The sequence below is a fragment of the Dechloromonas sp. CZR5 genome (assembly GCF_008711155.1).
Classification (GTDB): Bacteria; Pseudomonadota; Gammaproteobacteria; order Burkholderiales; family Rhodocyclaceae; genus Azonexus.
In genome coordinates this window covers 26,180-47,593 of record NZ_VUYQ01000001.1, presented here as the reverse complement: position 1 = coordinate 47,593, position 21,414 = coordinate 26,180, and the positions used below count along the sequence as shown (strand labels likewise).

Annotated in this window: 20 protein-coding genes, 1 tRNA gene, 1 other RNA gene and 1 riboswitch; of the genes, 9 read left to right on the top strand and 13 right to left on the bottom strand. The window is 63.1% G+C overall.

Going from position 1 to position 21,414, the window contains the following annotated elements:
* Positions 1-7: 7 nt before the first annotated feature.
* The 4 genes from rpoD to F1002_RS00215 all read left to right on the top strand — a co-directional run bounded on the left by rpoD (position 8) and on the right by F1002_RS00215 (position 5,889).
* Positions 8-1,981, top strand: coding sequence for an RNA polymerase sigma factor RpoD (gene rpoD / locus F1002_RS00230; protein ID WP_150427031.1), 1,974 nt, complete (start codon positions 8-10; stop codon positions 1,979-1,981).
* Positions 1,982-1,988: 7 nt separating this feature from the next.
* Positions 1,989-2,065, top strand: a tRNA-Ile gene (locus tag F1002_RS00225).
* 109 nt (positions 2,066-2,174) lie between these two features.
* Positions 2,175-3,323 (top strand): ABC transporter substrate-binding protein, encoded by a 1,149-nt coding sequence (locus F1002_RS00220; protein WP_150427030.1) that lies wholly within the window; start codon positions 2,175-2,177, stop codon positions 3,321-3,323.
* Between the two features lie 111 nt (positions 3,324-3,434).
* A riboswitch (cyclic di-GMP riboswitch) is annotated at positions 3,435-3,532 on the top strand.
* A gap of 62 nt (positions 3,533-3,594) precedes the next feature.
* On the top strand, positions 3,595-5,889 hold the full coding sequence (locus F1002_RS00215) for a S8 family serine peptidase (protein ID WP_150427029.1): 2,295 nt from the start codon (positions 3,595-3,597) through the stop codon (positions 5,887-5,889).
* A gap of 109 nt (positions 5,890-5,998) precedes the next feature.
* Here F1002_RS00215 and F1002_RS00210 read toward each other — a convergent pair whose 3' ends face one another.
* The 5 genes from F1002_RS00210 to F1002_RS00190 all read right to left on the bottom strand — a co-directional run bounded on the left by F1002_RS00210 (position 5,999) and on the right by F1002_RS00190 (position 9,966).
* Positions 5,999-6,997 (bottom strand): catalase family peroxidase, encoded by a 999-nt coding sequence (locus F1002_RS00210; RefSeq protein WP_150427028.1) that lies wholly within the window; start codon positions 6,995-6,997, stop codon positions 5,999-6,001.
* A gap of 30 nt (positions 6,998-7,027) precedes the next feature.
* A complete protein-coding gene (locus F1002_RS00205) occupies positions 7,028-7,828 on the bottom strand; it encodes an anti-sigma factor (protein WP_150427027.1) in 801 nt (266 codons plus the stop codon).
* Positions 7,825-8,328 carry an RNA polymerase sigma factor gene (locus F1002_RS00200; protein ID WP_150427026.1) on the bottom strand — a complete coding sequence of 168 codons (504 nt, stop codon included), beginning with the start codon at positions 8,326-8,328 and terminating at the stop codon, positions 7,825-7,827. The genes F1002_RS00205 and F1002_RS00200 overlap by 4 nt, the downstream gene beginning before the upstream one ends.
* A 5-nt stretch (positions 8,329-8,333) precedes the next feature.
* On the bottom strand, positions 8,334-8,717 hold the full coding sequence (locus F1002_RS00195; protein ID WP_150427025.1) for a hypothetical protein: 384 nt from the start codon (positions 8,715-8,717) through the stop codon (positions 8,334-8,336).
* A gap of 64 nt (positions 8,718-8,781) precedes the next feature.
* Positions 8,782-9,966 carry a class I SAM-dependent methyltransferase gene (locus F1002_RS00190; RefSeq protein WP_223879397.1) on the bottom strand — a complete coding sequence of 395 codons (1,185 nt, stop codon included), beginning with the start codon at positions 9,964-9,966 and terminating at the stop codon, positions 8,782-8,784.
* Positions 9,967-10,000: 34 nt separating this feature from the next.
* On the opposite strand from F1002_RS00190, the gene F1002_RS00185 reads away from it, so the two are divergent.
* The 3 genes from F1002_RS00185 to F1002_RS00175 all read left to right on the top strand — a co-directional run bounded on the left by F1002_RS00185 (position 10,001) and on the right by F1002_RS00175 (position 12,926).
* The gene (locus F1002_RS00185; protein ID WP_150427024.1) at positions 10,001-10,846 is read left to right on the top strand and encodes a MoxR family ATPase; all 846 of its coding nucleotides are present in this window, start codon (positions 10,001-10,003) and stop codon (positions 10,844-10,846) included.
* On the top strand, positions 10,847-12,022 hold the full coding sequence (locus tag F1002_RS00180; protein ID WP_150427023.1) for a VWA domain-containing protein: 1,176 nt from the start codon (positions 10,847-10,849) through the stop codon (positions 12,020-12,022). It begins immediately after the preceding gene.
* A 115-nt stretch (positions 12,023-12,137) separates the two neighbouring features.
* Positions 12,138-12,926, top strand: coding sequence for a nuclear transport factor 2 family protein (locus F1002_RS00175; RefSeq protein ID WP_150427022.1), 789 nt, complete (start codon positions 12,138-12,140; stop codon positions 12,924-12,926).
* A gap of 10 nt (positions 12,927-12,936) precedes the next feature.
* Here F1002_RS00175 and rnpB read toward each other — a convergent pair.
* Positions 12,937-13,318: RNase P RNA component class A (rnpB, locus tag F1002_RS00170), an RNA gene on the bottom strand.
* A 230-nt stretch (positions 13,319-13,548) separates the two neighbouring features.
* On the opposite strand from rnpB, the gene F1002_RS00165 reads away from it, so the two are divergent.
* The gene (locus tag F1002_RS00165) at positions 13,549-14,049 is read left to right on the top strand and encodes an ankyrin repeat domain-containing protein (protein WP_370452079.1); all 501 of its coding nucleotides are present in this window, start codon (positions 13,549-13,551) and stop codon (positions 14,047-14,049) included.
* On the opposite strand, the gene F1002_RS00160 is transcribed toward F1002_RS00165, so the two are convergent.
* Positions 14,046-14,522, bottom strand: coding sequence for an Lrp/AsnC family transcriptional regulator (locus tag F1002_RS00160; protein WP_150427020.1), 477 nt, complete (start codon positions 14,520-14,522; stop codon positions 14,046-14,048). The genes F1002_RS00165 and F1002_RS00160 overlap by 4 nt on opposite strands.
* 392 nt (positions 14,523-14,914) lie before the next feature.
* Here F1002_RS00160 and leuA point away from each other — a divergent pair, with 392 nt between their 5' ends.
* Positions 14,915-16,600: a 2-isopropylmalate synthase gene (leuA, locus tag F1002_RS00155; RefSeq protein WP_150427019.1), complete on the top strand. Its 1,686-nt coding sequence runs from the start codon at positions 14,915-14,917 to the stop codon at positions 16,598-16,600.
* Positions 16,601-16,657: 57 nt separating this feature from the next.
* Here the strand turns inward: leuA and F1002_RS00150 are convergent, their stop codons facing one another.
* The 6 genes from F1002_RS00150 to rsmI all read right to left on the bottom strand — a co-directional run bounded on the left by F1002_RS00150 (position 16,658) and on the right by rsmI (position 21,405).
* On the bottom strand, positions 16,658-17,875 hold the full coding sequence (locus F1002_RS00150; protein ID WP_150427018.1) for a low temperature requirement protein A: 1,218 nt from the start codon (positions 17,873-17,875) through the stop codon (positions 16,658-16,660).
* Between the two features lie 44 nt (positions 17,876-17,919).
* Positions 17,920-18,690: a DUF3025 domain-containing protein gene (locus F1002_RS00145; protein ID WP_150427017.1), complete on the bottom strand. Its 771-nt coding sequence runs from the start codon at positions 18,688-18,690 to the stop codon at positions 17,920-17,922.
* Positions 18,687-19,127, bottom strand: coding sequence for a hypothetical protein (locus F1002_RS00140; protein ID WP_150427016.1), 441 nt, complete (start codon positions 19,125-19,127; stop codon positions 18,687-18,689). Before F1002_RS00140 ends, F1002_RS00145 begins: the two co-directional genes overlap by 4 nt.
* 11 nt (positions 19,128-19,138) lie before the next feature.
* A complete protein-coding gene (gene pyrC / locus F1002_RS00135; RefSeq protein WP_150427015.1) occupies positions 19,139-20,170 on the bottom strand; it encodes a dihydroorotase in 1,032 nt (343 codons plus the stop codon).
* A 74-nt stretch (positions 20,171-20,244) separates the two neighbouring features.
* Positions 20,245-20,565 carry a hypothetical protein gene (locus F1002_RS00130; RefSeq protein WP_150427014.1) on the bottom strand — a complete coding sequence of 107 codons (321 nt, stop codon included), beginning with the start codon at positions 20,563-20,565 and terminating at the stop codon, positions 20,245-20,247.
* 3 nt (positions 20,566-20,568) lie between these two features.
* A complete protein-coding gene (gene rsmI, locus F1002_RS00125; RefSeq protein WP_150427898.1) occupies positions 20,569-21,405 on the bottom strand; it encodes a 16S rRNA (cytidine(1402)-2'-O)-methyltransferase in 837 nt (278 codons plus the stop codon).
* Positions 21,406-21,414: the final 9 nt, after the last annotated feature.

Genomic DNA, 21,414 nt, shown 5'->3' with positions numbered 1-21,414 from the left:
CGTGTTCATGGCTAAGGCAAAAGACACCGCTAAGGAAGCCCCGAAGGCTCGCGCCAGCAAGGCCAAGGAAAAGGCCGCCGAAAAGGCGCTGCTGCAGGGCCAGATGGCTGAAACTCCGGAACCGCTCGATGCCGAAGCGCGCAAGATGCGCCTCAAGGCCCTCATCAAGCTGGGCAAGGAGCGCGGTTACCTGACCTACGCCGAGATCAACGACCACCTGCCGGATGACGTGGTCGACGCCGAATCCATCGAAGCGATCATCTCGACCTTCAGCGAAATGAGCATCCAGGTCTTCGACGAAGCCCCGGCTGCCGAAGACCTGCTGATGTCCGACAACGCCGTGGCCGCCGCCGACGACGAAGAAGTCGAAGCGCAAGCCGAGCAGGCGCTGTCCACTGTCGATTCCGAATTCGGCCGCACCACCGACCCGGTCCGCATGTACATGCGCGAAATGGGTTCGGTCGAACTCCTCACCCGCGAAGGCGAAATCGAGATCGCCAAGCGCATCGAGGAAGGCCTCAAGCACATGATCCAGGCGATTTCCGCCTGCCCGACGACCATCGTCGACATCCTCGACATGGCCGCCAAGGTCGAAACCGACGAAATGCGCATCGACGAACTGGTCGATGGCCTGATCGACCCGAACGCCGTCGAGGAAGCCCCGGCCGCCGAAATGCCGGAAGCTGACGAAGAAGAAGAGGACGAAGAGGACGAGGACGGCGAAGGCGGTGGTGGCGGTGCCGCTGCAGCCTCCCTGCTGCAGCTGAAGGCCGACGCCCTCGAGCGCTTCAAGACCATCAAGGGCATCCACGCCAAGATGCAGAAGGCGCTGTCGAGCAAGGGTTCGCAGGACAAGGCCTACCTCAAGCTGCTGCAGCAACTGTCCGACGAGCTGATGAACATCCGCTTCACCTCGCGCTCCATCGAGCGCCTGTGCGACAGCGTGCGCGGCATGGTCGAGCAGGTCCGCGGTTGCGAACGCAAGATCCAGCAAATCTGCGTGGATCGCGTCAAGATGCCGCGTCCGCACTTTATCCAGTCCTTCCCGGGCAACGAAATCAACCTCGACTGGGCCGACGCCGAAGTCGCGGCCGCCCCGAAGACCTATGTCGCCGTCCTGACCCGCAACGCGCCGGACATCAAGGAAGAACAAAAGAAGCTGCTCGCCCTGCAGGATCGCATCGGCATCTCGCTGAAGGAACTGAAGGACATCAACAAGCAGATGTCCACCGGCGAAGCCAAGGCCCGCCGCGCCAAGCGCGAAATGACAGAGGCCAACCTGCGCCTGGTCATCTCTATCGCCAAGAAGTACACCAACCGCGGCCTGCAGTTCCTCGACCTGATCCAGGAAGGCAACATCGGTCTGATGAAGGCGGTGGACAAGTTCGAATACCGTCGCGGCTACAAGTTCTCCACGTACGCCACGTGGTGGATCCGCCAGGCGATCACCCGCTCCATTGCCGACCAGGCGCGCACCATCCGTATCCCGGTTCACATGATCGAAACGATCAACAAGATGAACCGCATCTCCCGCCAGATCCTGCAGGAAACCGGCGTCGAGCCGGATCCCGCCACGCTGGCCAAGAAGATGGACATGCCGGAAGACAAGATCCGCAAGATCATGAAGATTTCCAAGGAGCCGATCTCCATGGAAACCCCGATCGGCGACGACGACGACTCCCACCTCGGCGACTTCATCGAAGACTCCGCCACGCTCGCTCCGGCCGACGCGGCGATGTACTCCAGCCTGCGCGGCGTGACCAAGGAAATCCTCGACACCCTGACGACGAGGGAAGCCAAGGTCCTACGCATGCGCTTCGGCATCGAAATGAACACCGACCACACCCTTGAGGAAGTCGGCAAGCAATTCGACGTCACCCGCGAGCGCATCCGCCAGATCGAAGCCAAGGCCCTGCGCAAGCTGCGCCACCCGACCCGCTCGGACAAGCTGCGCAGCTTCATCGACACCAACAACAACTAAGTTTTCCGGGCCTGTAGCTCAGTTGGTTAGAGCAGAGGACTCATAATCCTTTGGTCCACGGTTCAAGTCCGTGCGGGCCCACCAAACCTGCCAGAAGGCCTGCGAGAAATCGCAGGCCTTTTGCTTTGGGTCAGCCGAATATCGACACCGCTCTCTATAATCTGCGCTTTCGCCTATCGCTCCGGAGATTGCCTTGAAGCTGCGCAACGTTTCCACCCTCTTCGCCCTGATACTGGCCAGCAGCCTCGCCGCTGCGGACATCAAGATCGGTGTCATCGCCTCGTCGACTGGCCCGACGGCCGTGGTCGGCATTCCGCAAAAGAATACCGTGGCGCTGCTGCCGACCGAGATCGGCGGCCAGAAAGTCGAATACATCGTGCTCGACGACGCCTCCGATCCGACCAACGCGGTGACCGGGGTGAAGAAGCTGATTTCCGAATCGAAGGTCGATGCGCTGATCGGCCCGACAACGACGCCAGCGGCGCTGGCCATGCTCGATTTCGTCGCCGAATCGAGGATTCCGCTGGTAACGACCGTCGGGTCTTCCGCCGTGATTTTGCCGCTCGACGACAAGAAGCGCTGGGTTTTCAAGACGACGCAGAACGACGACCTGATCGCCGCGGCACTGATCGACCACATGATGGCCGCCGGCGTGAAGACGCTGGGGTTCATCGGTTTCAACGATCCATACGGCGAGAACTGGTTCAAGGTATTCAGCGCCATGGCCGAGAAAGCCGGCCTGAAGATGGTGGCCAGCGAACGCTACAACCGCACCGATCAATCGGTCACCGGACAGGCGCTCAAGGTCATCACGGCCAAACCGGATGCGGTACTGGTTGCCGCCACCGGCGGCCCGGCCGTACTGCCGCAGACCAGCCTGCAGGAGAAAGGTTACAAGGGCCGCATCTACCAGACGCATGGCGTGGCGACCAATGACTTCATCCGCATCGGCGGCAAGGCCGTGGAAGGTACGCTGATGGCCGGTGGCCCGATGCTGGTGGCCGCCGACCTGGCCGGCGGCAATCCGATCAAGGCGGTTGCCCAGGGCTACATCAAGGCCTACGAAGGCAAGTATGGCCCGGGCACGATGTCCACCTTCGGCGCCAACACCTACGATGCCGGCCTGCTGCTGCAGAAGGCCATCCCGACGGCGCTGAAGAAGGCCAAGCCGGGCACAGTCGAATTCCGCGAAGCCCTGCGCGATGCACTGGAACAATCGAAGGAAGTCGTCGGCGCCCAGGGGGTCTTCAACATGAACGCGCAGAACCACAACGGCATGGACCAACGGGCCCGCGTGATGATGACGGTGAAGGACGGGCGCTGGATGCTGCTCAAGGACTGAAAGGCCTTGCGCCGCAAGAATTTTGCGAAATTCGGCAAATAAGTTAATAACCGGCCATTTGTGCCGGTTATTTTTTTTCTTGCATTTCTTGTTACACATAATTACAATAAACAACAATTTTGGCAAACCCGTGCGAAAGCCGGGGACGCAAAGCCACCGGGCTGACGGATGCTCACAACGTGAACATCCAAGCTAGCGGGGTTGCCGGGTAGCGATTCTCCGCCGCCTGACCGTCTCCCGATTTGCGCCCATCGACAATCCGGAGACCGCAATGAACGCCCAACGCCTGCAGCACCCCCTGCCTCTCAAGCAGTGCTCCTACGCCGTATTGCTGGCGATGGCCTGTTTTACCTGCGCCAAGCAGGCGCATGCGCAAACCTACGCCCCCTGGCTGCGCCAGATCGGCATCACCAACACCATCGAATCGGCGGCCAAATGGGGGCAGGGGCAGTTGCTGGGCGTCGTCGACACCGGCATCAACGCCACCCACCCGCAGTTCGCCGCCGGGCAGGTGTCGCAGGCGCTGAGTTCCTGTGCCGCCGTCTCCTTCCGCTGCTCCAATGGCTTTGCCGACGATAACGGCCACGGCACGGCCGTTGCCAGCATCGCCGCCGGCAACCGGACATCGCAGTTCAGCACGGTCACCGCCGGCGGCTACACCACGGTCGCCGGGAATTTCATCGGCGTCGCACCGGCGGCCAACATCTTCTCGGAAAAGGTCCTCAACGCGGCCGGCTCCGGCTATTCGACCGATGTCGCCAATGGCATCAAGAAGGCGGCCGACGCAGGCGCCGGGGTCATCAATGTCTCGATCACCTACGGCAACGATGCCAACACCGTCGCCGCCATCAACTACGCGGCCTCCAAAGGCGCCTTCATCGTCTGGGCCGGCGGCAACAGCGCCCAGAACCTGCTGAGCAATCTGAACACCAGCGGGCTGACCACCACTGCCATCCAGCGCCTGATCTTCGCCGGCTCGGTCAACAGCGCCAACGTCGCTTCCAGCTTCACCAACAAGCCGGGCACCGGCAACCTGGTCAGCACGACGGGAACGGCCACCAGCTATGCCGTACGCTGGATCATGGCGCCGGGCGAATCGATCATCGCCCCCTACACGCTCGCCGGCAACAGCGCCTATTCCCTGTGGTCGGGCACCTCGATGGCCGCTCCCATCGTCAGCGGCTCGCTGATGCTGCTGCAGAACGCCTGGCCCATCCTGAAGACCAACGGCACGACCGCCAACCTGCTGCTGGCGACGGCTACCGACCTGGGCACCAAGGGAACGGACAGCACCTACGGTAGCGGCCTGGTCAACCTGCAGGCCGCCTTCAATCCCTATGGCGCGCTGACGGTGACCAAGGCCAACGGACAGACCATCGCCGTCAGTTCGCTGACCGGCAGCCTGCTCTCCAGCGGCGCCCTCGGTAGCCTGAGCACCATCCAGTCCAAGCTGGCCAACTACACGGCCTTCGACAGCTACGCCCGCAACTTCAGCGTCAATTTATCCGGCCTGATCAAGACGCCGACCAGCCCGGCGACGACCAATCCGCTGCCGACCAACACCTACGCCGGTCCGAAAGTCATGAAATACGCCGGCGGCGAACTGGCCTTCTCGCTGGAAAACACCACCAGCCCGCTCCAGCATCTGGGCCAATTCGGCTACAACGCCGAGGCGGTTCGGCCGACGATGGTTGGCTACACCCTGTTCACCAGCCAGGGCGGCACCGTCTCCGGCCTCGGTTACGGCGTTTCATCGTCCTATCCGTTCGCCAAGGCGCTGTACAACGACGACATGATCGCCCGCCAGATGAGCGACTTCGATGCCAGCAATGCCGGCGCGCTGGCCCAGGGTGGCTACCAGATGAGCTATGGCGTCAGCGTCACCCCGGCGTTGCGCGTCGCCGCCTCCTACACCGCAACGCCGGAAACGACGATCATGGCCCCCGGTACGCCGCAGAACAACCAGGTCAAGTTCGGTCTCGCCTATCGCTTCGACGAACAATTCACCGGCGGCATGACCTACGGCAACGTCGCCGAGCGCAGCTCACTGCTCGGCGCCTCCTACACCAGCGGCAGCATCCTGTCGCTCGGCCAGAACAACACCGAGGTCGTCGGCTTCTCGCTGGGTTACCGCATGGATCGCGACAGCAGCCTGCTGTTCAACAGCGAGTTCGCCCACACCAAGGCCGGCCAGGGCGACCAGGGCAGCCTCTTCGCGGCGACCAGCAGCCTGCAATCCCGCTCCTGGAGCGTCACCTATCTGCAGCAGAATATCTGGAAGGCGAACGACCATTTCGCTGCCTCGATCAAGCAGCCGCTGCGCCTGAGTTCCGGCAGCGCCGCCATCGTCACGGCCAGCGTCGACGAGCAGGGTTATGCGGTGTACGACAAGAGCTGGAGCAGCCTGGTGCCGGATGGCCGGGAAATCGACATGACCCTGACCTACCGCGTGCCGACCAACAAGACCGACGTGCTCAGCGTTCAGGCCGCCTACCTGAAGGATGCGCTGAACATGGCCGGCTACAACGTCACTCGCCTCGGCCTGCTGTGGAACAAGAGTTTCTGACGTGAGCCCTTGGAGGCGCCTCCACTCCCCCGGGGGGCGCCTCCCTTTTCTCGAATAAGCAAAGGCCCGCACCGCGATGCGGGCCTTTTTCATGAGTGCTTCCGAGTGCTCAGCGTTCGCTCAGGCGCTTGCCGAACGAGACGGCGTAAGCCGGTGAGCGGAATTGCAGGACCGGGTCGGCCGTCGGCTGGATACCTGGCGCCATGACCAGCGGATCGTAGTTGATCGGCTCGCACGGCGCCCCCTTCTGGGCGACTGCGCTGCGGATCGTCAGCGTCCCGGCCTTGATTTGCGGACGCTCGGCTGGCCAGAGCACCGTGGGGTCGGTTTCGGCATCGCCCGGCTGGCCGATGCTGACCATCATGTCCCAGCGCACCGGGCCCTGCCCGGTCCTTTCGATCAGGGCCGACTCAAGGAAGTTACCCCCCGCCGTCTTCAACTCGTCATCGCTCAGGCGTTTCTCGCCATCCTGCGGGACGAATTGCCAGCGCACCAGCGTCGCCTTGCCTTTCTTGTCGACGAACTTGAAGGTATGGATACCCCAATAGCTGCTGCTGGCATAGCTGGCTGGCGGGTTGTTGCTCGCCAGGTAATCGGCCTGCGCCTTGTTGTCCGGATGGCTGGCCTTGAAGGTTTTTATCTTTTCCGGGTCAGGTTTGCCGGTTGCCGGATCCGGTTGCAAGGCCTGCATCAGGTCAAGGAAGGTCTGCGGATTGGCGGCACCGAACATCGGCGTGTTGAGCATGGTGATGTGGTGCAACTGCCCCTTCGGCAACTGGAACTCAAGGGCCATGCCGCGCCCGCTCTTGGCGACATCCGGCGCTTTCGGATTGCCGCCCGACAAGGAGAAGCGGGCAACGACCGGCACCGGTTTGCCGGAAAACAGCGGCGAGGCGCTGATCCTGGCGGCCTCCCTGGTTCCGACGAAGTCGCCGGCCGCACAGGTACCCTTGATGTGATTGCGTCGTTCGCCCGGGGTCGTGCCGAATACCCCTTCGATGGCAGCCACGACCTGGCCGGCATCCGGCGCGCTGTCAGCCGCACCGACAGCACTGGCGAACGGCAAGGCCAGCACCAGCGCCGACAGCGCGAAACAATTTTTCTGCATGAAAATCTCCTCGGGGTTGGGGTGCTGCGTTTATTTTTGGTCGAGCTGGTCGTACACGGCAGTGGCTACCTTGGCCAGTTCGCCTTTGTCGATGCCGGCCGACAGGGCATAACCAAACTTGCCGTCGACCCAATAGAACACATTGACCGGGCCTTCGCGGGCGAAGCGGAAACCGGTATCGCGCTTCTCGGTGCCTTCGGTCGTCACATACAGCGTCATGCGCTGCCCGCTCCCGTCGTGATACATGAACTGGGCCACCGGACCACTGTTGCCGGGCAGCAGGCGACCGCCGACCAGTTCATACCCCAGCGCCCCCAGCTTGGGCGGCCGGACCGGCGTGCCGAGGCGCTTGCTCAGCCATTTGACCAGCGCCTCTTCCTGATCGGCGGCAATCTCCACCGGGCGGCGGACATCCGGGCTATACACGACATGGGCCACGGCGGCCTGGTGCGACAAGGGAAGGGCGCGCGCCAAGCGGTCGGCTGGCTGCAGCTGGCCATGCGCCAGCCAGCCCCCCACACCGCCCAGCGCCGCGATCACGACACCGGCCGCCAGGCGTTGCCACAGGCCACCGCCGGGCCAACCGCCCCGGGCGGTCGGGGCCTTGATCGGCTGCACGGTCAGCGCGTGCAGGGATTCAGGAATCGGTTCGTCGAGCACCGGCCGAAAGAGGGCCTTGAGCGCCTGTTTCTGGGCACGATAGGCGGCAACGCGCTCGGCATCGGCGGGATGCCGGGTCAGGTGATCCTCGACCGCCGCTTGCAACTCCGGCGTCAAGGCCTCATCGACGTAGGCCTGCAGATCGAAATCGGAAATCGGATGCGCATTCATCGTACAACTCTCAGACCGGCCACCGGCTGGCGGCCCTCCATGACCAGTCGCAGCCGCTCGCGGCCGCGTGACAAGCGGGACATCACCGTACCGATGGGGATACCGAGCAAGGCGGCAATGTCGGCGTAGCTCATTTCCTCCAGCGCGACCAGCAACAGGATTTCACGCTGCTCGTCCGGCAACTGGCGAAGAGCGGTTTCGAGGTCCATCACTTCGAGCAGATCGCTCTGGGTCGGACGGACAGGAACATCGGCTACCTCGTCTTCATCGAGCGACGAGGTCGACAGCCCGCCCCGCCGCAGCTGGTCGACCCGCAGGTTGTGCATGATGCCAAACAGCCAGGCGCGCAGGTCGCTGCCCGGCCGCCACTGGGCGATCCGGCTCCAGGCACGTTCCAGGGTGTCTTGCACGAGATCGTCCGCCGCCGCGCGGTCGCCGAGCATCGCCCGCGCATAGCGGCGCAGGCGGGGTAGTTCGGCGAGGATGGCGCGACTGTCCATGCAGGTCAGGGCTTGGCGACACGCCAGACGTTGTTGAAGCCGTCGCCGGTCCGGTCACCCGGCTTCTGGTCCTTGACCCAGTAGTAGAGCGGCTTGCCCTTGAACGCCCACTGCTTCTTGCCGTCGTCGCGATTGACGATGCTGTACTCACCGCTCGCCATGTCGCCATCCATCGCGAACAACGGCGGCCAGTTGGTGGCGCATGGCCCGTTGCACATGCTCTTGCCGCTGCCGGCAGCGTCCTTGTCGAAGGTGTAGAGGGTCATGCCATTGGCGCCGGTCAGCGCGCCATCCGACATCATGGCTGGTGCCGACTTCATGCCGCCACCGGCGCAAGCCGCCAGCGTCATCGACACCAGCAGCGCGCACATCAGGTTTGTTTTTTTCATGGTCGTCTCCGTTGGTTTTGGGGTGCTACACCTGAGTAAACGGAGCGGACCATCGTTTTATTCCCTAGGTTTTCCCGAGACGCCACAAGGACGTGACTTCGGCCGACCGCGCGGCATGTAGTGGATCGCCTGCATCGTTCGCCTTGGGATGCTTCGGCCGCGTATCGAAGCGATCGATGACCTTCAGCCCGGCTTCGGCGATCCAGGCCAGCAATTGTTCGCGCGAACGCAGGCCGAGCAATTCGGCAATATCGGAGATGATCAGCCAGCCTTCGCCGTTGTCGGCCAAATGCGCCGCCAGCCCGTGGAGAAAGCCGCGCAGCATCCGCGATTCCGGGTCATAGACGGCATATTCGACCGGCGATGTCGGCCGCGCCGGCAACCAGGGCGGATTGCAGACAACGAGCGACGCCTTGCCGTCCGGGAAAAGGTCTGCCTTGACGATCCGTACCTGAGCCGACAGCCCCAGACGCTCGATGTTCTCGGTAGCGCAGGCCAGTGCGCGTGCATCCTGATCAGTGGCGACAATCTGCGGCACGCCACGCCGCGCCAGCACGCCGGCGATGATCCCGGAGCCGGTGCCGATATCGAAGGCCAACGCACAGCCGGCGGGTATCGGCGCCGTCGCCACCAGATCGACGTACTCGCCACGGACCGGAGAGAACACGCCGTAATGCGGATAGATGCGTCCCTGAACGGCCGGGACCGGGATACCCTTCTTGCGCCATTCATGGGCACTGATCACGGCCAGCAGTTCGCGCAAGGCCACCAGGCTGGGTTCCCCCGACGCTTCACCATAGGCCGCCCGGCAGGCCTCGCCAACATCCTGCGCCCGGCGCAGCGGCACGCTGTAGTCGCCGGCCAGCGGCACCAGCAGGCGATTGAGCAAGGCTGCCCGTTTGCCCTGCGTTTCACGGTGACGGGCAAAGGCCTCGGCCGGCGTCTTCGGCGCCTTGCCGCGTTGTGCGCCGAAACGGCGGTCGGCCCGCTTGGTGAGTGCCTGCATCAGGTGCCGGGCATTGACCCAGTCGCCACGCCAGAGCAACGCCGTGCCGGATTCCAGTTGCCGGTAAGTGTCGTCGGCCGACGAGCGGTCGTCGACGATACCGATCTCGCCGTGCGGGGCGACACCGGCTTCCGAACGCCAGCCCGCACGGTGCTCATGGCCGCCTTCCAGCCAGTGTATTTCAGGGAGTTGAATCGATTCCATGCCGCATTGTAGGGCACTTCCGCCGACCTCTTTAGTCATACAATCCCCTCATCCCCAGCACCGAAGACAAACAATGAAATTCGAAGGTACCGATAGCTATGTCGCCACGCGCGATCTGACCCTGGCGGTCAATGCCGCCGTTGCCCTGCAACGTCCGCTGCTCATCAAGGGCGAGCCGGGCACCGGCAAGACGCTGCTCGCCGAGGAGGTGGCGCGGGCGCTGAACATGCCACTGTTCCAGTGGCACGTCAAATCGACGACCAAGGCACAGCAGGGCCTCTACGAATACGACGCCGTCTCCCGACTGCGTGACTCTCAACTGGGCGACCCGCGCGTCGAGGACATCTCGCACTACATCGTGCATGGCGTGCTGTGGCAGGCCTTCGAATGCGACCAGCCGTCGGTGGTGCTGATCGACGAGATCGACAAGGCCGACATCGAGTTCCCCAACGACCTGCTGCGCGAACTCGACCGCATGGAATTCCACTGCTACGAGCTGCACCGCACCATCAAGGCCAGGCACCGGCCGCTGATCATCATCACCTCGAACAACGAGAAGGAACTCCCCGACGCCTTCCTGCGCCGCTGCTTCTTCCACTACATCAAGTTCCCGGACAAGGAGACGATGCAGCGCATCGTCGACGTGCATTTCCCGGTGCTCAAGCATGAGCTGCTCAAGGAAGCGCTGGAAGTCTTCTTCGACCTGCGCGAGATTCCCGGACTGAAGAAGAAGCCGTCGACCAGCGAGTTGATCGACTGGCTGAAACTGCTGCTGGCCGAGGATATCCCGCCGGAAGCCTTGCGCGCCAAGGAGGCCAAGGACGCCATCCCGCCGCTGCACGGTGCGCTGCTCAAGAACGAGCAGGATGTGCACCTGTTCGAACGCCTGGCCTTCATGAGCCGCCGCAACAAGTCGTAAATGCTCGTCGATTTCTTCCTGCACCTGAAGTCGCGCCAGTTGCCGGTGTCGACCAAGGAACTGCTGGCCCTGCTCGAAGCACTGGAAGCGCGGCTGGTCACCGGCAGTCTGGACGACTTCTACCTGCTGTCACGTACCCTGCTGGTCAAGGACGAAGCCCTCTACGACCGCTTCGACCGGGCTTTCGGCGAATACTTCAAGGACATCGAGGCGCTACCCGGCTTCGACGCCATGGTCCCCGAGGAATGGCTGGAACTGGCCGCCCGCAAGCATCTGTCGGAAGCCGACCGCACCCGCCTGCAGAAGCTGGGCTACGAGAAGGTACTCGAACAGTTGAAGGAGCGGCTGGCCGAGCAGAAGGAACGCCACGCCGGCGGCAGCAAGTGGATCGGCACCGCCGGCACCTCACCTTTCGGCCATGGCGGCTACAACCCGGAAGGCGTGCGCATCGGCGGCGAATCGGTCGGCAACCGGACGGCGATCAAGGTGTGGGATCAGCGCGAATTCCGCAATCTCGACGACACGGTCGAACTCGGCGTGCGCAACATCAAGGTCGCGTTGCGCCGTCTGCGCCGCTTTGCCCGCAAGGGCGCGGCGACCGAGCTCGACCTCGACGGCACCATCGCCGGCACCGCCCGCAACGGCGGCTGGCTCGACCTGCACCTGCGCCCGGAACGCCACAACGCCATCAAGGTGCTGCTCTTCCTCGACATCGGCGGCTCGATGGACGACCACATCCAGGCCTGCGAGGAACTGTTCTCCGCCGCGCGTGCCGAATTCAAGCATCTCGAACATTTCTACTTCCACAACTGCGTCTATGAGGGCGTGTGGAAGGACAACCGTCGGCGGCACGGCGAAAAGCTGTCGACCTGGGACGTCATCCATACCTACGGCCCGGATTACAAGCTGATCTTCGTCGGCGATGCCAGCATGAGCCCCTACGAAGTGGGGCGTCCCGGCGGCAGCGTCGAGCACTGGAACGAGGAAGCCGGCGCCGTCTGGCTACAACGGATGATCGACACCTGGTCGCATGCCGCCTGGCTCAACCCACTCCCTGAAGCGCACTGGAATTACACAGCGTCGATCGGCATGATCCGCGAGGTGATCGGGGCCGACCGGATGTTCCCGCTGACGCTCGATGGCCTCGAACGCGCGATGCGCCATCTCTCGAAATAAATCGTTCGGACGGAAAACGCGTTCAAGCGTGAATTAATCGATTTCCGCTGCCGCAGGTCGCGACCAGAATGAGGCCATCGGGTCCTTATCGACGACCCGCAGCGAGGAAACCATCGTGGCCACCCTGAATACCCTCCGCACCGGAAGCCTGATCGATGCCGCATTCCTGACGCCGCCAGGTTCGCACCCGGCCGCCCGGTTTGCCGCCCATCAGGAAAAAGCCATGGCCGATCGCCTGCGGCAACTGAACAGTGCCTTGGGCGGGGCCGCCAGCGAACCGGTCATCGCGCTTGCCACCAAAGCTCCCTACGTCGCTGCCCCAGAGGCCCGTCCGACGAAAAGCGGTTCGACGTCCTGGCAGATGATTCTGGCCTGCGTCGTCTCGGCGGCCCTGGGCGCTGGAGCCAGCTGGCTGACGATGTCCCCTGGCGAAGCGCCATCCGCCGAGCCTCAGGCCGCAGTGGTTGTATCGGTTCCGGCCAGCGTGATTGCGGAATCGGCACCTCCGGTCGCTGCCGCCAGCAAGGATGTGGCAGTAACGGCAGTTGCCGCGGTTCCGGCCGACATCGAGATTGGTGCCATGCTTGAATCCTGGCGCCAGGCATGGCGCAATCGCGACGTTGCCACCTACCTCGACGCCTACGCCGCAGCGTTCAAACCGGCCGACGGCAGCAGTCGGGATGCCTGGACCAACACCCGGACCAGAAAGCTCGCCGGTGCCGCCGCCATCACGCTCGATCTGCGCAACGTCGCCATCGAGCCGACGGAACAAGGCCAGTACCAGGTCAGCTTCCTGCAGGACTACGCGTCGGGCAGCTATCGCGAAACCGCTCGCGGCAAGATTCTCACCGTCGTCCGCGAAGACGGCCACTGGAAAATAGCGCGCGAACAGCAGTTGCCGTAAACGAATAAAAGTGGAAAGCCGGCCGATAAGCCGGGTTCTGTTCCCCCCTTGCGGGGTTCGGCAATCATTCCTCTAGGCCTGCCGTCACCGACAGGCTCAAGCAACCTACCCGGAAGCAGCGCGGGCCACGCCTCAGCTTCCCTATTTGGTCTTGCTCCGGATGGGGTTTGCCGTGCCGTCCGCCGTTACCGTGGACGCGGTGAGCTCTTACCTCGCCGTTTCACCCTTACCTGTGCGTCTTGCGACGCCATCGGCGGTCTGTTCTCTGTTGCACTTTCCGTTGCCTTGGGTCTTGCGACTTATAGCACCCAGCCGTTAGCTGGCATCCTGCCCAATGGAGCCCGGACTTTCCTCCCGATACCGAAGTATCCAGCGATTGCCTGGCCGACTTTCCGGGGCCGATTATACGCGCTTGCCCCGCTCCTCAGCCCGACAACCGTCGTCGCCCGCTTCGTGAAGCATTTAACAGCGGTTTATGGCGGGCAGCGATACGCTTGAGACGTACCCGGTAACAAAAGCCAGCATCGACCAGAGCTTGAGCGCCGGGCTATCGTTTGCAGGAACCGGAACCATGTATAGCGCACTTCGACGAGCCGTCGAAAAAGGAAATCTGAAAGCAGCCATGATCGCCCTCGATCACGGTGCCGACATCGAGGAAGCCGACATTCACGGCGACCCCGGGTTGCCGTTGCGCGTCGCCTGTTTCAAGGGGCATATCGACCTCGTCCGCGAACTCATCTGGCGAGGCGCCGACATCCATGCCCCGAACGCCCAGGGCAGGGGCGGCCCGATCCGCATGGCGCTACGCGGCGAACACCGCGCCATCGTCGATCTGCTGCGGGCCCATGGCGCCGAGATGCCCGATGTGCAGCCCCAACCCAAAGCCATCTCCAGCGAACGCCGCAAACGGCGGGATCGGCGCATGCGCAACTCAGGCCCCCCCAAGGGCTTGAGCGAGCGCCGCCTTTACCAGGAACGCCGCGTCACCAGCGTGACCGAGGTGGAACTGTCGGAAAAGCAGTGGGAAACCTACTTTTCCGCATCGCTGCCCAGCCTTCCCTTCCCGACCCTCCACGACCCGGCGGATCTCGCCTCCCGCGTCTTCGAGCGCGCCCGGGATTAGGGCGTATTCGCGCCGACCGGCAAGGCGCTCCGGTCGATGACCTTGCGCAATACGAAGCTGGTATGTACGCCGGTCACACCGGTAATCCGGGTCAGCTTGTTGAGCAACAGATCCTGGTAGGCATCCATGTCGCGCACCACGACCTTGAGCTGGTAATCCGACTGTTGACCGGTGATCAACAGGCATTCCAGGACCTCCGGAATATCGGCGACGCTGGCCTCCAGGTTGGCAAAGCGCTCGGGGGTGTGCTGGTCCATCGAAATGCCGATCAGTGCTGTCAGCGTCAGCCCAAGCCGTTTGGCGTCGAGGTGTGCCCGGTAACCCGCGATCAGCCCCGACTCTTCCAGCGTGCGCACGCGGCGCAGACAAGGCGAAGGCGACAGGCCGATGCGGTCAGCCAGATCCTGGTTGCTGATGCGCCCATCGTGCTGCAGGATGGTCAGGATTTGCCGGTCGTAGCGATCGAGTTCCATGGAATGGCCCGCAAGAATGGAGGCGGCAATCTTGCTGCCTGAGCGCCATTTAAGCAAGCCTCGCTCAAGCAGTAATCAACCGGCGCAATTTTCGGTCGCACAGGCTGACAAAAGGAAAATCATTATCCTGCGCCCCCCTCCATCCGCTTGGCGCCCTGTCCGATTCCAAGGCCTTGAGCAATGCCGGCAGGGCCCCAATTTGTGGTGAACACACTTCATCACAAGCATATCCATCCAATCATCGTCGATCAAAAACAATTTTATTCTTTTAAATAAGATAAACAGACAATAAAACACCAATAACACGACATCCATTGCGATAAAACGCAAGCACATGCCGGGCATTGTTCCGTAAGATGCAGTCCATCGAAGCCTCTTTCAGGAACAGCGCCATGAAGCAGAACCCCAGCACCAAATACACCGCCTTCCCGCCGGTCCGGATCAGCGATCGCCAGTGGCCGAGCCGCATCATCGACAAGGCGCCGACCTGGATGAGCACCGATTTGCGCGATGGCAACCAGGCGCTCTTCGAACCGATGAACGCCGACAAGAAAATGCGCATGTTCAAGATGCTCTGCGACATCGGCTTCAAGGAAATCGAGGTCGCCTTCCCGTCGGCCTCGGAAACCGAATTCGGTTTCGTGCGCGACCTCATCGAAGGCAGCCACATCCCGGACGACGTGACCATCGAAGTGCTCACCCAGGCGCGGGAGCATCTCATCCGCCGCACCTTCGAATCGCTCAAGGGTGCCAGGAAGGCCATCGTCCACGTCTATAACGCCACCTGCAAGACCTTCCGCGACAACGTCTTCGGCATGAGCAAGGCCGAGGTCGTCGCCATGGCCACCGATGCCGTCCGCCTCATCCGCACGCTTGCCGACGAGATGCCGGAAACCGAGATCACCCTCGAATACAGCCCGGAACTCTTCACCGCCACCGAACTCGATTTCGCCAAGGAAGTCTGCGATGCCGTCACCGAAGTATGGGGCGCCACGCCGCAGCGCAAGGTCATCCTCAACCTCCCGACCACGGTCGAGATCGCCACGCCGAACATCTATGCCGACCAGATCGAGTGGATGCACCGCAACCTCGCCCGCCGCGACAGCGTGATCATCAGCCTCCACCCGCACAACGACCGCGGCACCGCCGTCGCCGCCGCCGAACTCGGGCTCATGGCCGGCGCCGACCGCGTGGAGGGCTGTCTTTTCGGCAATGGCGAGCGGACCGGCAACGTCGACCTCGTCACGCTTTCCCTCAACATGTACACGCAAGGCGTCCATCCGGGCCTCGATTTCTCGGACATCAACGCCGTTGCGCGCACCTTCGAACACTGTAGCCAGCTCCCGATCCATCCGCGCCACCCATACGTCGGGGATCTCGTTTTCACGGCCTTCTCCGGCTCCCACCAGGACGCCATCAAGAAGGGGTTCTCTGCTCAAAAGGCGGACGAGCAATGGGCAGTGCCTTACCTCCCGATCGACCCGGCCGACGTCGGTCGCAGCTACGACTCGGTCATCCGGGTGAACAGCCAGTCCGGCAAGGGCGGCATCGCCTACCTGATGGAAACCGAGTACGGCGTGATCATGCCGCGCCGCCTCCAGGTCGAGTTCTCGGGCGTCGTCCAGCGCCATACCGATCAACATGGCGGTGAAGTGAGCGCAGACGACATCTGGAACATCTTCAGCCAGACCTACCTCGATGCACAGAACGTCGTCCGTTATCGTGAGCACCACCTTTACGAGCATGGCAGCGCGCAGGGCATCCGTCTCTCGGTCGACATCGACGGCACGCCGCACATCCTCACCGGCGAAGGGAACGGCCCGATCAACGCCGCGATGCATGCCCTCGAAAGTGCCGGCATCAAGGTGCAGGTACGCAATTACGAGGAACGTTCGATGGTACCGATGGGCGAGGACGGCAATGCCCACGCCTGCGCCTTCGTCGAGATGGCCGCAACCGGCAAGGGAGAAACCTTCGGTGTCGGCATCGACAGCAACATCGTCACCGCCTCGATCAAGGCCATCGTCAGCGGCATCAACCGCCTCGATGTCATCGGCGGTATCCAGCAGGCAGCCTGACCGAGAGGGCCGGGGAAGAAATAGCATTCCCCGGCCTTGCAGCGGAGACCGGCTGAATCAACGAACCTGGAAAAATTCGCCGCAATGCTTGCGGCCGTGCTCGTTGTAGACGATCACGACCAAAGGTCCCACGCACAGCAGGGGCAAGGCCCACGGCAAGGGCAAGCCCAACGCGACGGCAACCACGACCAGCGCGAAACAGGCCAGACATAGGAACGCAATGCCCGTCTGCCTCTCTCGGGCGCGCGTCACCCAGCCCCATTGCAGCCATACCGCCAGCACGTAGATGGTCAGCGGCACCGCCAGAAACAAGATGGCCTCCAGCGAGGTCGAGCCATTCCCCTCTGCACCGCCATGCGAGGACACCTTGAGCATGTCAGCGACAACTTCCAGCCCGGAACCGAGCGCCGCAACCGAGGCAAAGACGAAAAAATGACCATAACCCCAGCCCCAGGCGCGTTCACGATGATGGTGCAGCGCCTCCGCCGAAGGCAATAAAAAATAGATCCACCACAAGGCCAGCACCAAGCCGAGGCCACCAATACCGACTACGGCCAATCCCCACGACCAGCCCTCGCTCTGCAGCACGCTGGCGATACTGTTGCCGGTTCCCAGAACGCATTCGCCCAGCACGATGATGGTCATCAAACCGTAGCGCTCGGCGATATGGTGAGCGTGCCATGGCGTCGTACCAACCCGTTCGGCCCATGCCGGAACCGCCAACTCCAGTACGACCCCGAGAACCGCCATCGGCCACATCCAGTCGGCAGGGAAAGACAATCGGGCAACCCAGAAAACCTGCACGGCAGCAACGCCGAGAGCATAGCGATAGCAGGTTGAACGGCGCTCGGGGTCGCCGCGGCCGGCGCGCACCCATTGCACGACCAGCGCCACGCGCATCAGGACATAGCCGAAAACCATCGCCGCCCACTGTCCCTCGAATGCGCCGCCGATACCCGTCGCCAGAACGAGAACGCCAAGCATCTGCAGCATGGTGAGCAGTCGAAATGCCGTATCGTCATTGTCGTATGCCGAGGCGAACCACGAATAGTTCATCCATGCCCACCAGATGGAGAAAAAGACCAGCCCGAACACGGGCAAGGCCTGCGCAAGATGATGTTCTGCCAAACCGTGATGCAACTGGGCGGCAGCCAGCGCAATGGCGACCACGAAAGTCAGATCGAATAACAGTTCCAGGGGAGTGGATACGCGATGCTCTTCGTGGATGTCGCGGCCACGGGGTTTACGAACGTGCTGTTCGACAGAGTGATTCATGACGACATACCGACAGAAAACGATCTGCCAAGCTTATCACCGCATCAACATCGGCGGCCGGAACGAAATTGCCAGGTGTCATCGTAAAAGGCGGGACACTCGCTGGCCGGGGTCAAGCCCGGAATACCCAGCAAGGGCACCGGCTGCAGATCCCTCGCCCTCGTCCAGCGGGCCATGCGGATATCGGCGGCCAGCCGCCCGTCCACCTCGGCCCTCAAGCGTTCGGTGTCCATCGCCAGCCATTCGCCGTCCGCATCGTACAGAACGGCCTTGGCGGTCAGGCCACGAAAAGGGGAAAGCAGCGCCTCGTAAGTGGCGTGCCCGAAAACCACCCATCGCATATCGCGCCGCACGGCGGCGCGGCGCTCGACGAACAACTCCTGCCAGCGAAACTGGCGGAGCAAGTCGAGCAGTTCGGGATTGGTCGACAAAACAACCATGCCGCACTCGTCGAAATGGGTCAGCGCATCGCGTACTTTTCCCCGCTGCTCGCCAGCAGCCTGCATGGCGCCTACATGGGCGGCGCTGAGGGCATTCTTGGTAAGGGGAAAGCTCAACCAGACCAGCGCATTGAAGAAATCGTGCCAGTTGTCGGGTCGCGTCTCGACTTCGCCGGACTCATGGATGCGGCACTCGTAGATCCGGCCATCATCCTGCGGCGGCACAAAGCGAATGCGCCGCCCGTTGTCGGCATGCACCGGATAGTGCTCGGCAAGCGCCCGCAAGGCCTCGCAATCCGGCCGCTCGGGCAATTGCCCGAGCCAGCACCGCAAGGGATCGAACAGGAAACAATCAAAGAGTGAGCGTGCGCTCACTCTTCAGTTACGGACTTATCCGCCTCGTCGGCCTTGACGAAGACAAGCACGCCTTTCTTGACGCGGAAGGTACCCATCAGGGTGCCCAACCCCTCCGGCGGCTCGCTGTCCATCTTGGCGAAGCTCTCGCAGGTCTGCGTTTCGGTCGCGAACATCTTCTTGCCAACCTTGACGACGAAGGCGCCGGAAGGCACCTGATAGACCTCGACCTTGGTCTTTTCCGTGCCCATGCCCAGGCTGTGCCGGCGCATGCAGGCTGGCATCCGGGAAACGACCAGATAGAGATTGATCTTGCTGTCCCAGAAATACGGCTGTTCGCGGATCAGCGACAGCCCATGCTCGCGGGTACCGTCGACTTCATACGTCGCGCCGTCATTCACGCAGGCTGACAACAGCGGCAGGGCGAGCAGCGGCAGGAGAAGAGTGCGCAGACGCATGATGGGTTTCCTCAGAGCATTTTCCAGGACAGGGTTTCGCCGGCCCGCAGCGGCACGATGCTGTCAGTGGCGAGATACGGATACTCGGCCGGCACGGTCCACTCTTGCTTGGCCAGGGTAATCCGGTCGCCGTTGCGCGGCAGGCCGTACCAGTCCGGACCGTGGAAGCTGGCAAAACCTTCCAGTTTGTCGAGCGCTCCGGCTTGTTCGAAGGCTTCGGCGTACAGCTCGATGGCGGCATAGGCGGTGTAGCAGCCGGCACAACCGCAGGCAGCCTCCTTGGCCCCCTTGGCATGCGGTGCCGAATCGGTGCCGAGGAAGAATTTCGGATTGCCGGAAATCGCCGCCGCCACCAGCGCCTCGCGGTGCGTTTCGCGCTTCAGCACCGGCAGGCAATACCAGTGCGGGCGCACGCCGCCCTGGAAGATGGCGTTGCGGTTGTACAGCAGGTGGTGGGCGGTGATCGTCGCGCCGACGTTAGCCGGCGTCGACGCCACGAACTCAGCGGCGTCCTTGGTCGTGATGTGTTCCATGACCACGCGCAGCTTCGGGAAGCGCTGCGTCAGCGGCAGCAGCACGGTGTCGATGAACACCTTCTCGCGGTCGAACAGATCGACCTTCTGATCGGTCACCTCGCCATGCACCAGCAGCGGCAGGCCGACACGCTCCATTTCGGCCAGCGTGTCGTAGGCCTTGGCGATGTCGGTCAGGCCGGCGTCGGAATTGGTCGTCGCCCCGGCCGGATAGAGCTTCACCGCCTTGACGAAGCCGGATGCGGCCGCCTTGGCCACTTCGCTGGCCGGCGTATTGTCGGTGAGATACAGCGTCATCAACGGCTCGAAAGTCATGCCGGCCGGCAGCGCAGCGAGGATGCGCTGGCGATAGGCAGCCGCCTGCTCGACGGTGGTGACCGGCGGCTTCAGGTTGGGCATGACGATGGCGCGACCGAACTGGCGAGCAGTGTGCGGCAGGACGGCGGCAAGCGCTTCGCCATCGCGCAGGTGGAGATGCCAGTCGTCGGGGCGGGTGATGGTGAGTTGCATATGTGTTTGGATTTCCGGAAACATTCTTCCGCGATTTTAGCAGCCCGCCGCCCGGCACAACGAAGAGATGCCCCTCAATGGAAGGCAAGCCAGGCAGCAATCGGCAGGCCGAGGTTGACGAACAGCAGCAGTCCGTACCAGCGCCGGCCGGCCCGCAGGCTTTGCAAGACGGCGGCCGCCGTCACCGTCGACAGCAACAGGAATACAGCCGCCATGAACAAGGCCTGCTCGCCATCGATCGGCATGGGATGCAAGGAACGCTTGTCGACCGACAGCGTCAGGCTCCCATCGACAATGATCCACCAACCGGCGAGTGCCCACAGAACGGCAAGCGCCAACAAGGCCCAATGCCCCGCCCGTGAACGGATGACGACCGGGGTCAGCCCACTGCCCACAACCTATTCCTTCAGGGCCAGTGCCCGCTCGTAGAGGGCGTTCTTCGCCGCGCCGGTAATCGCCGCCGCCAGCTTCGCCGCCTGCTTGGTGGGCAGGCCGTCGGCGAGCAGCAGCTTCAGTACGCGCTCGCCTTCGCCATCGTCGCCGCCTTCCGGCGCCCCGGACAGCATCAGCACGAATTCGCCGCGCTGGCGATTCGGGTCTTCCTTCAGCCAGTCGAGTGCTTCGCCCAGTGGCAGGGAATGCACCGTCTCGAACAGTTTGGTCAGTTCGCGGGCGATGACCAGGGTGCGCTCGCCGAACACCGTCGCCATGTCGGCCACGGTTTCCAGCACGCGGTGCGGCGCTTCGTAGAAAACCAGGGCGCACGGCGTGTCGCGCAAGGCCTCCAGTGCCTGCCGGCGCTGGCCGCCCTTGGAGGGCAGGAACCCGTAGAACAGGAAATGCTCGTCGAGCAGACCGGAAGCCGACAGGGCCGTGGTCGCAGCACACGGGCCGGGCAGCGGTACGACCTTGCAGCCGGCGGCCCGCACAGCGGCGACGATGCGTGCCCCCGGATCGGAAATACCCGGCGTCCCCGCATCGGAAATGAGCGCCACCGATTCGCCGGCCCGCAGGCGGTCGACGATGCGTGCCGCCGCTTCGTGTTCGTTGTGCTGATGGGCCGGCAGGGTGCGCGCCTGGGCGCCGAGCTGCTTGAGCAGCGGACCGCTGTGCCGGGTGTCCTCGGCGGCCACCCAGGGCACGGTGCGCAGGATTTCCTCGGCGCGCCGGGTGAGGTCGGCAAGGTTCCCGAGCGGGGTCGGGACAACATACAATGCAGCGGATTCTTCCGTCATATTCTCGGA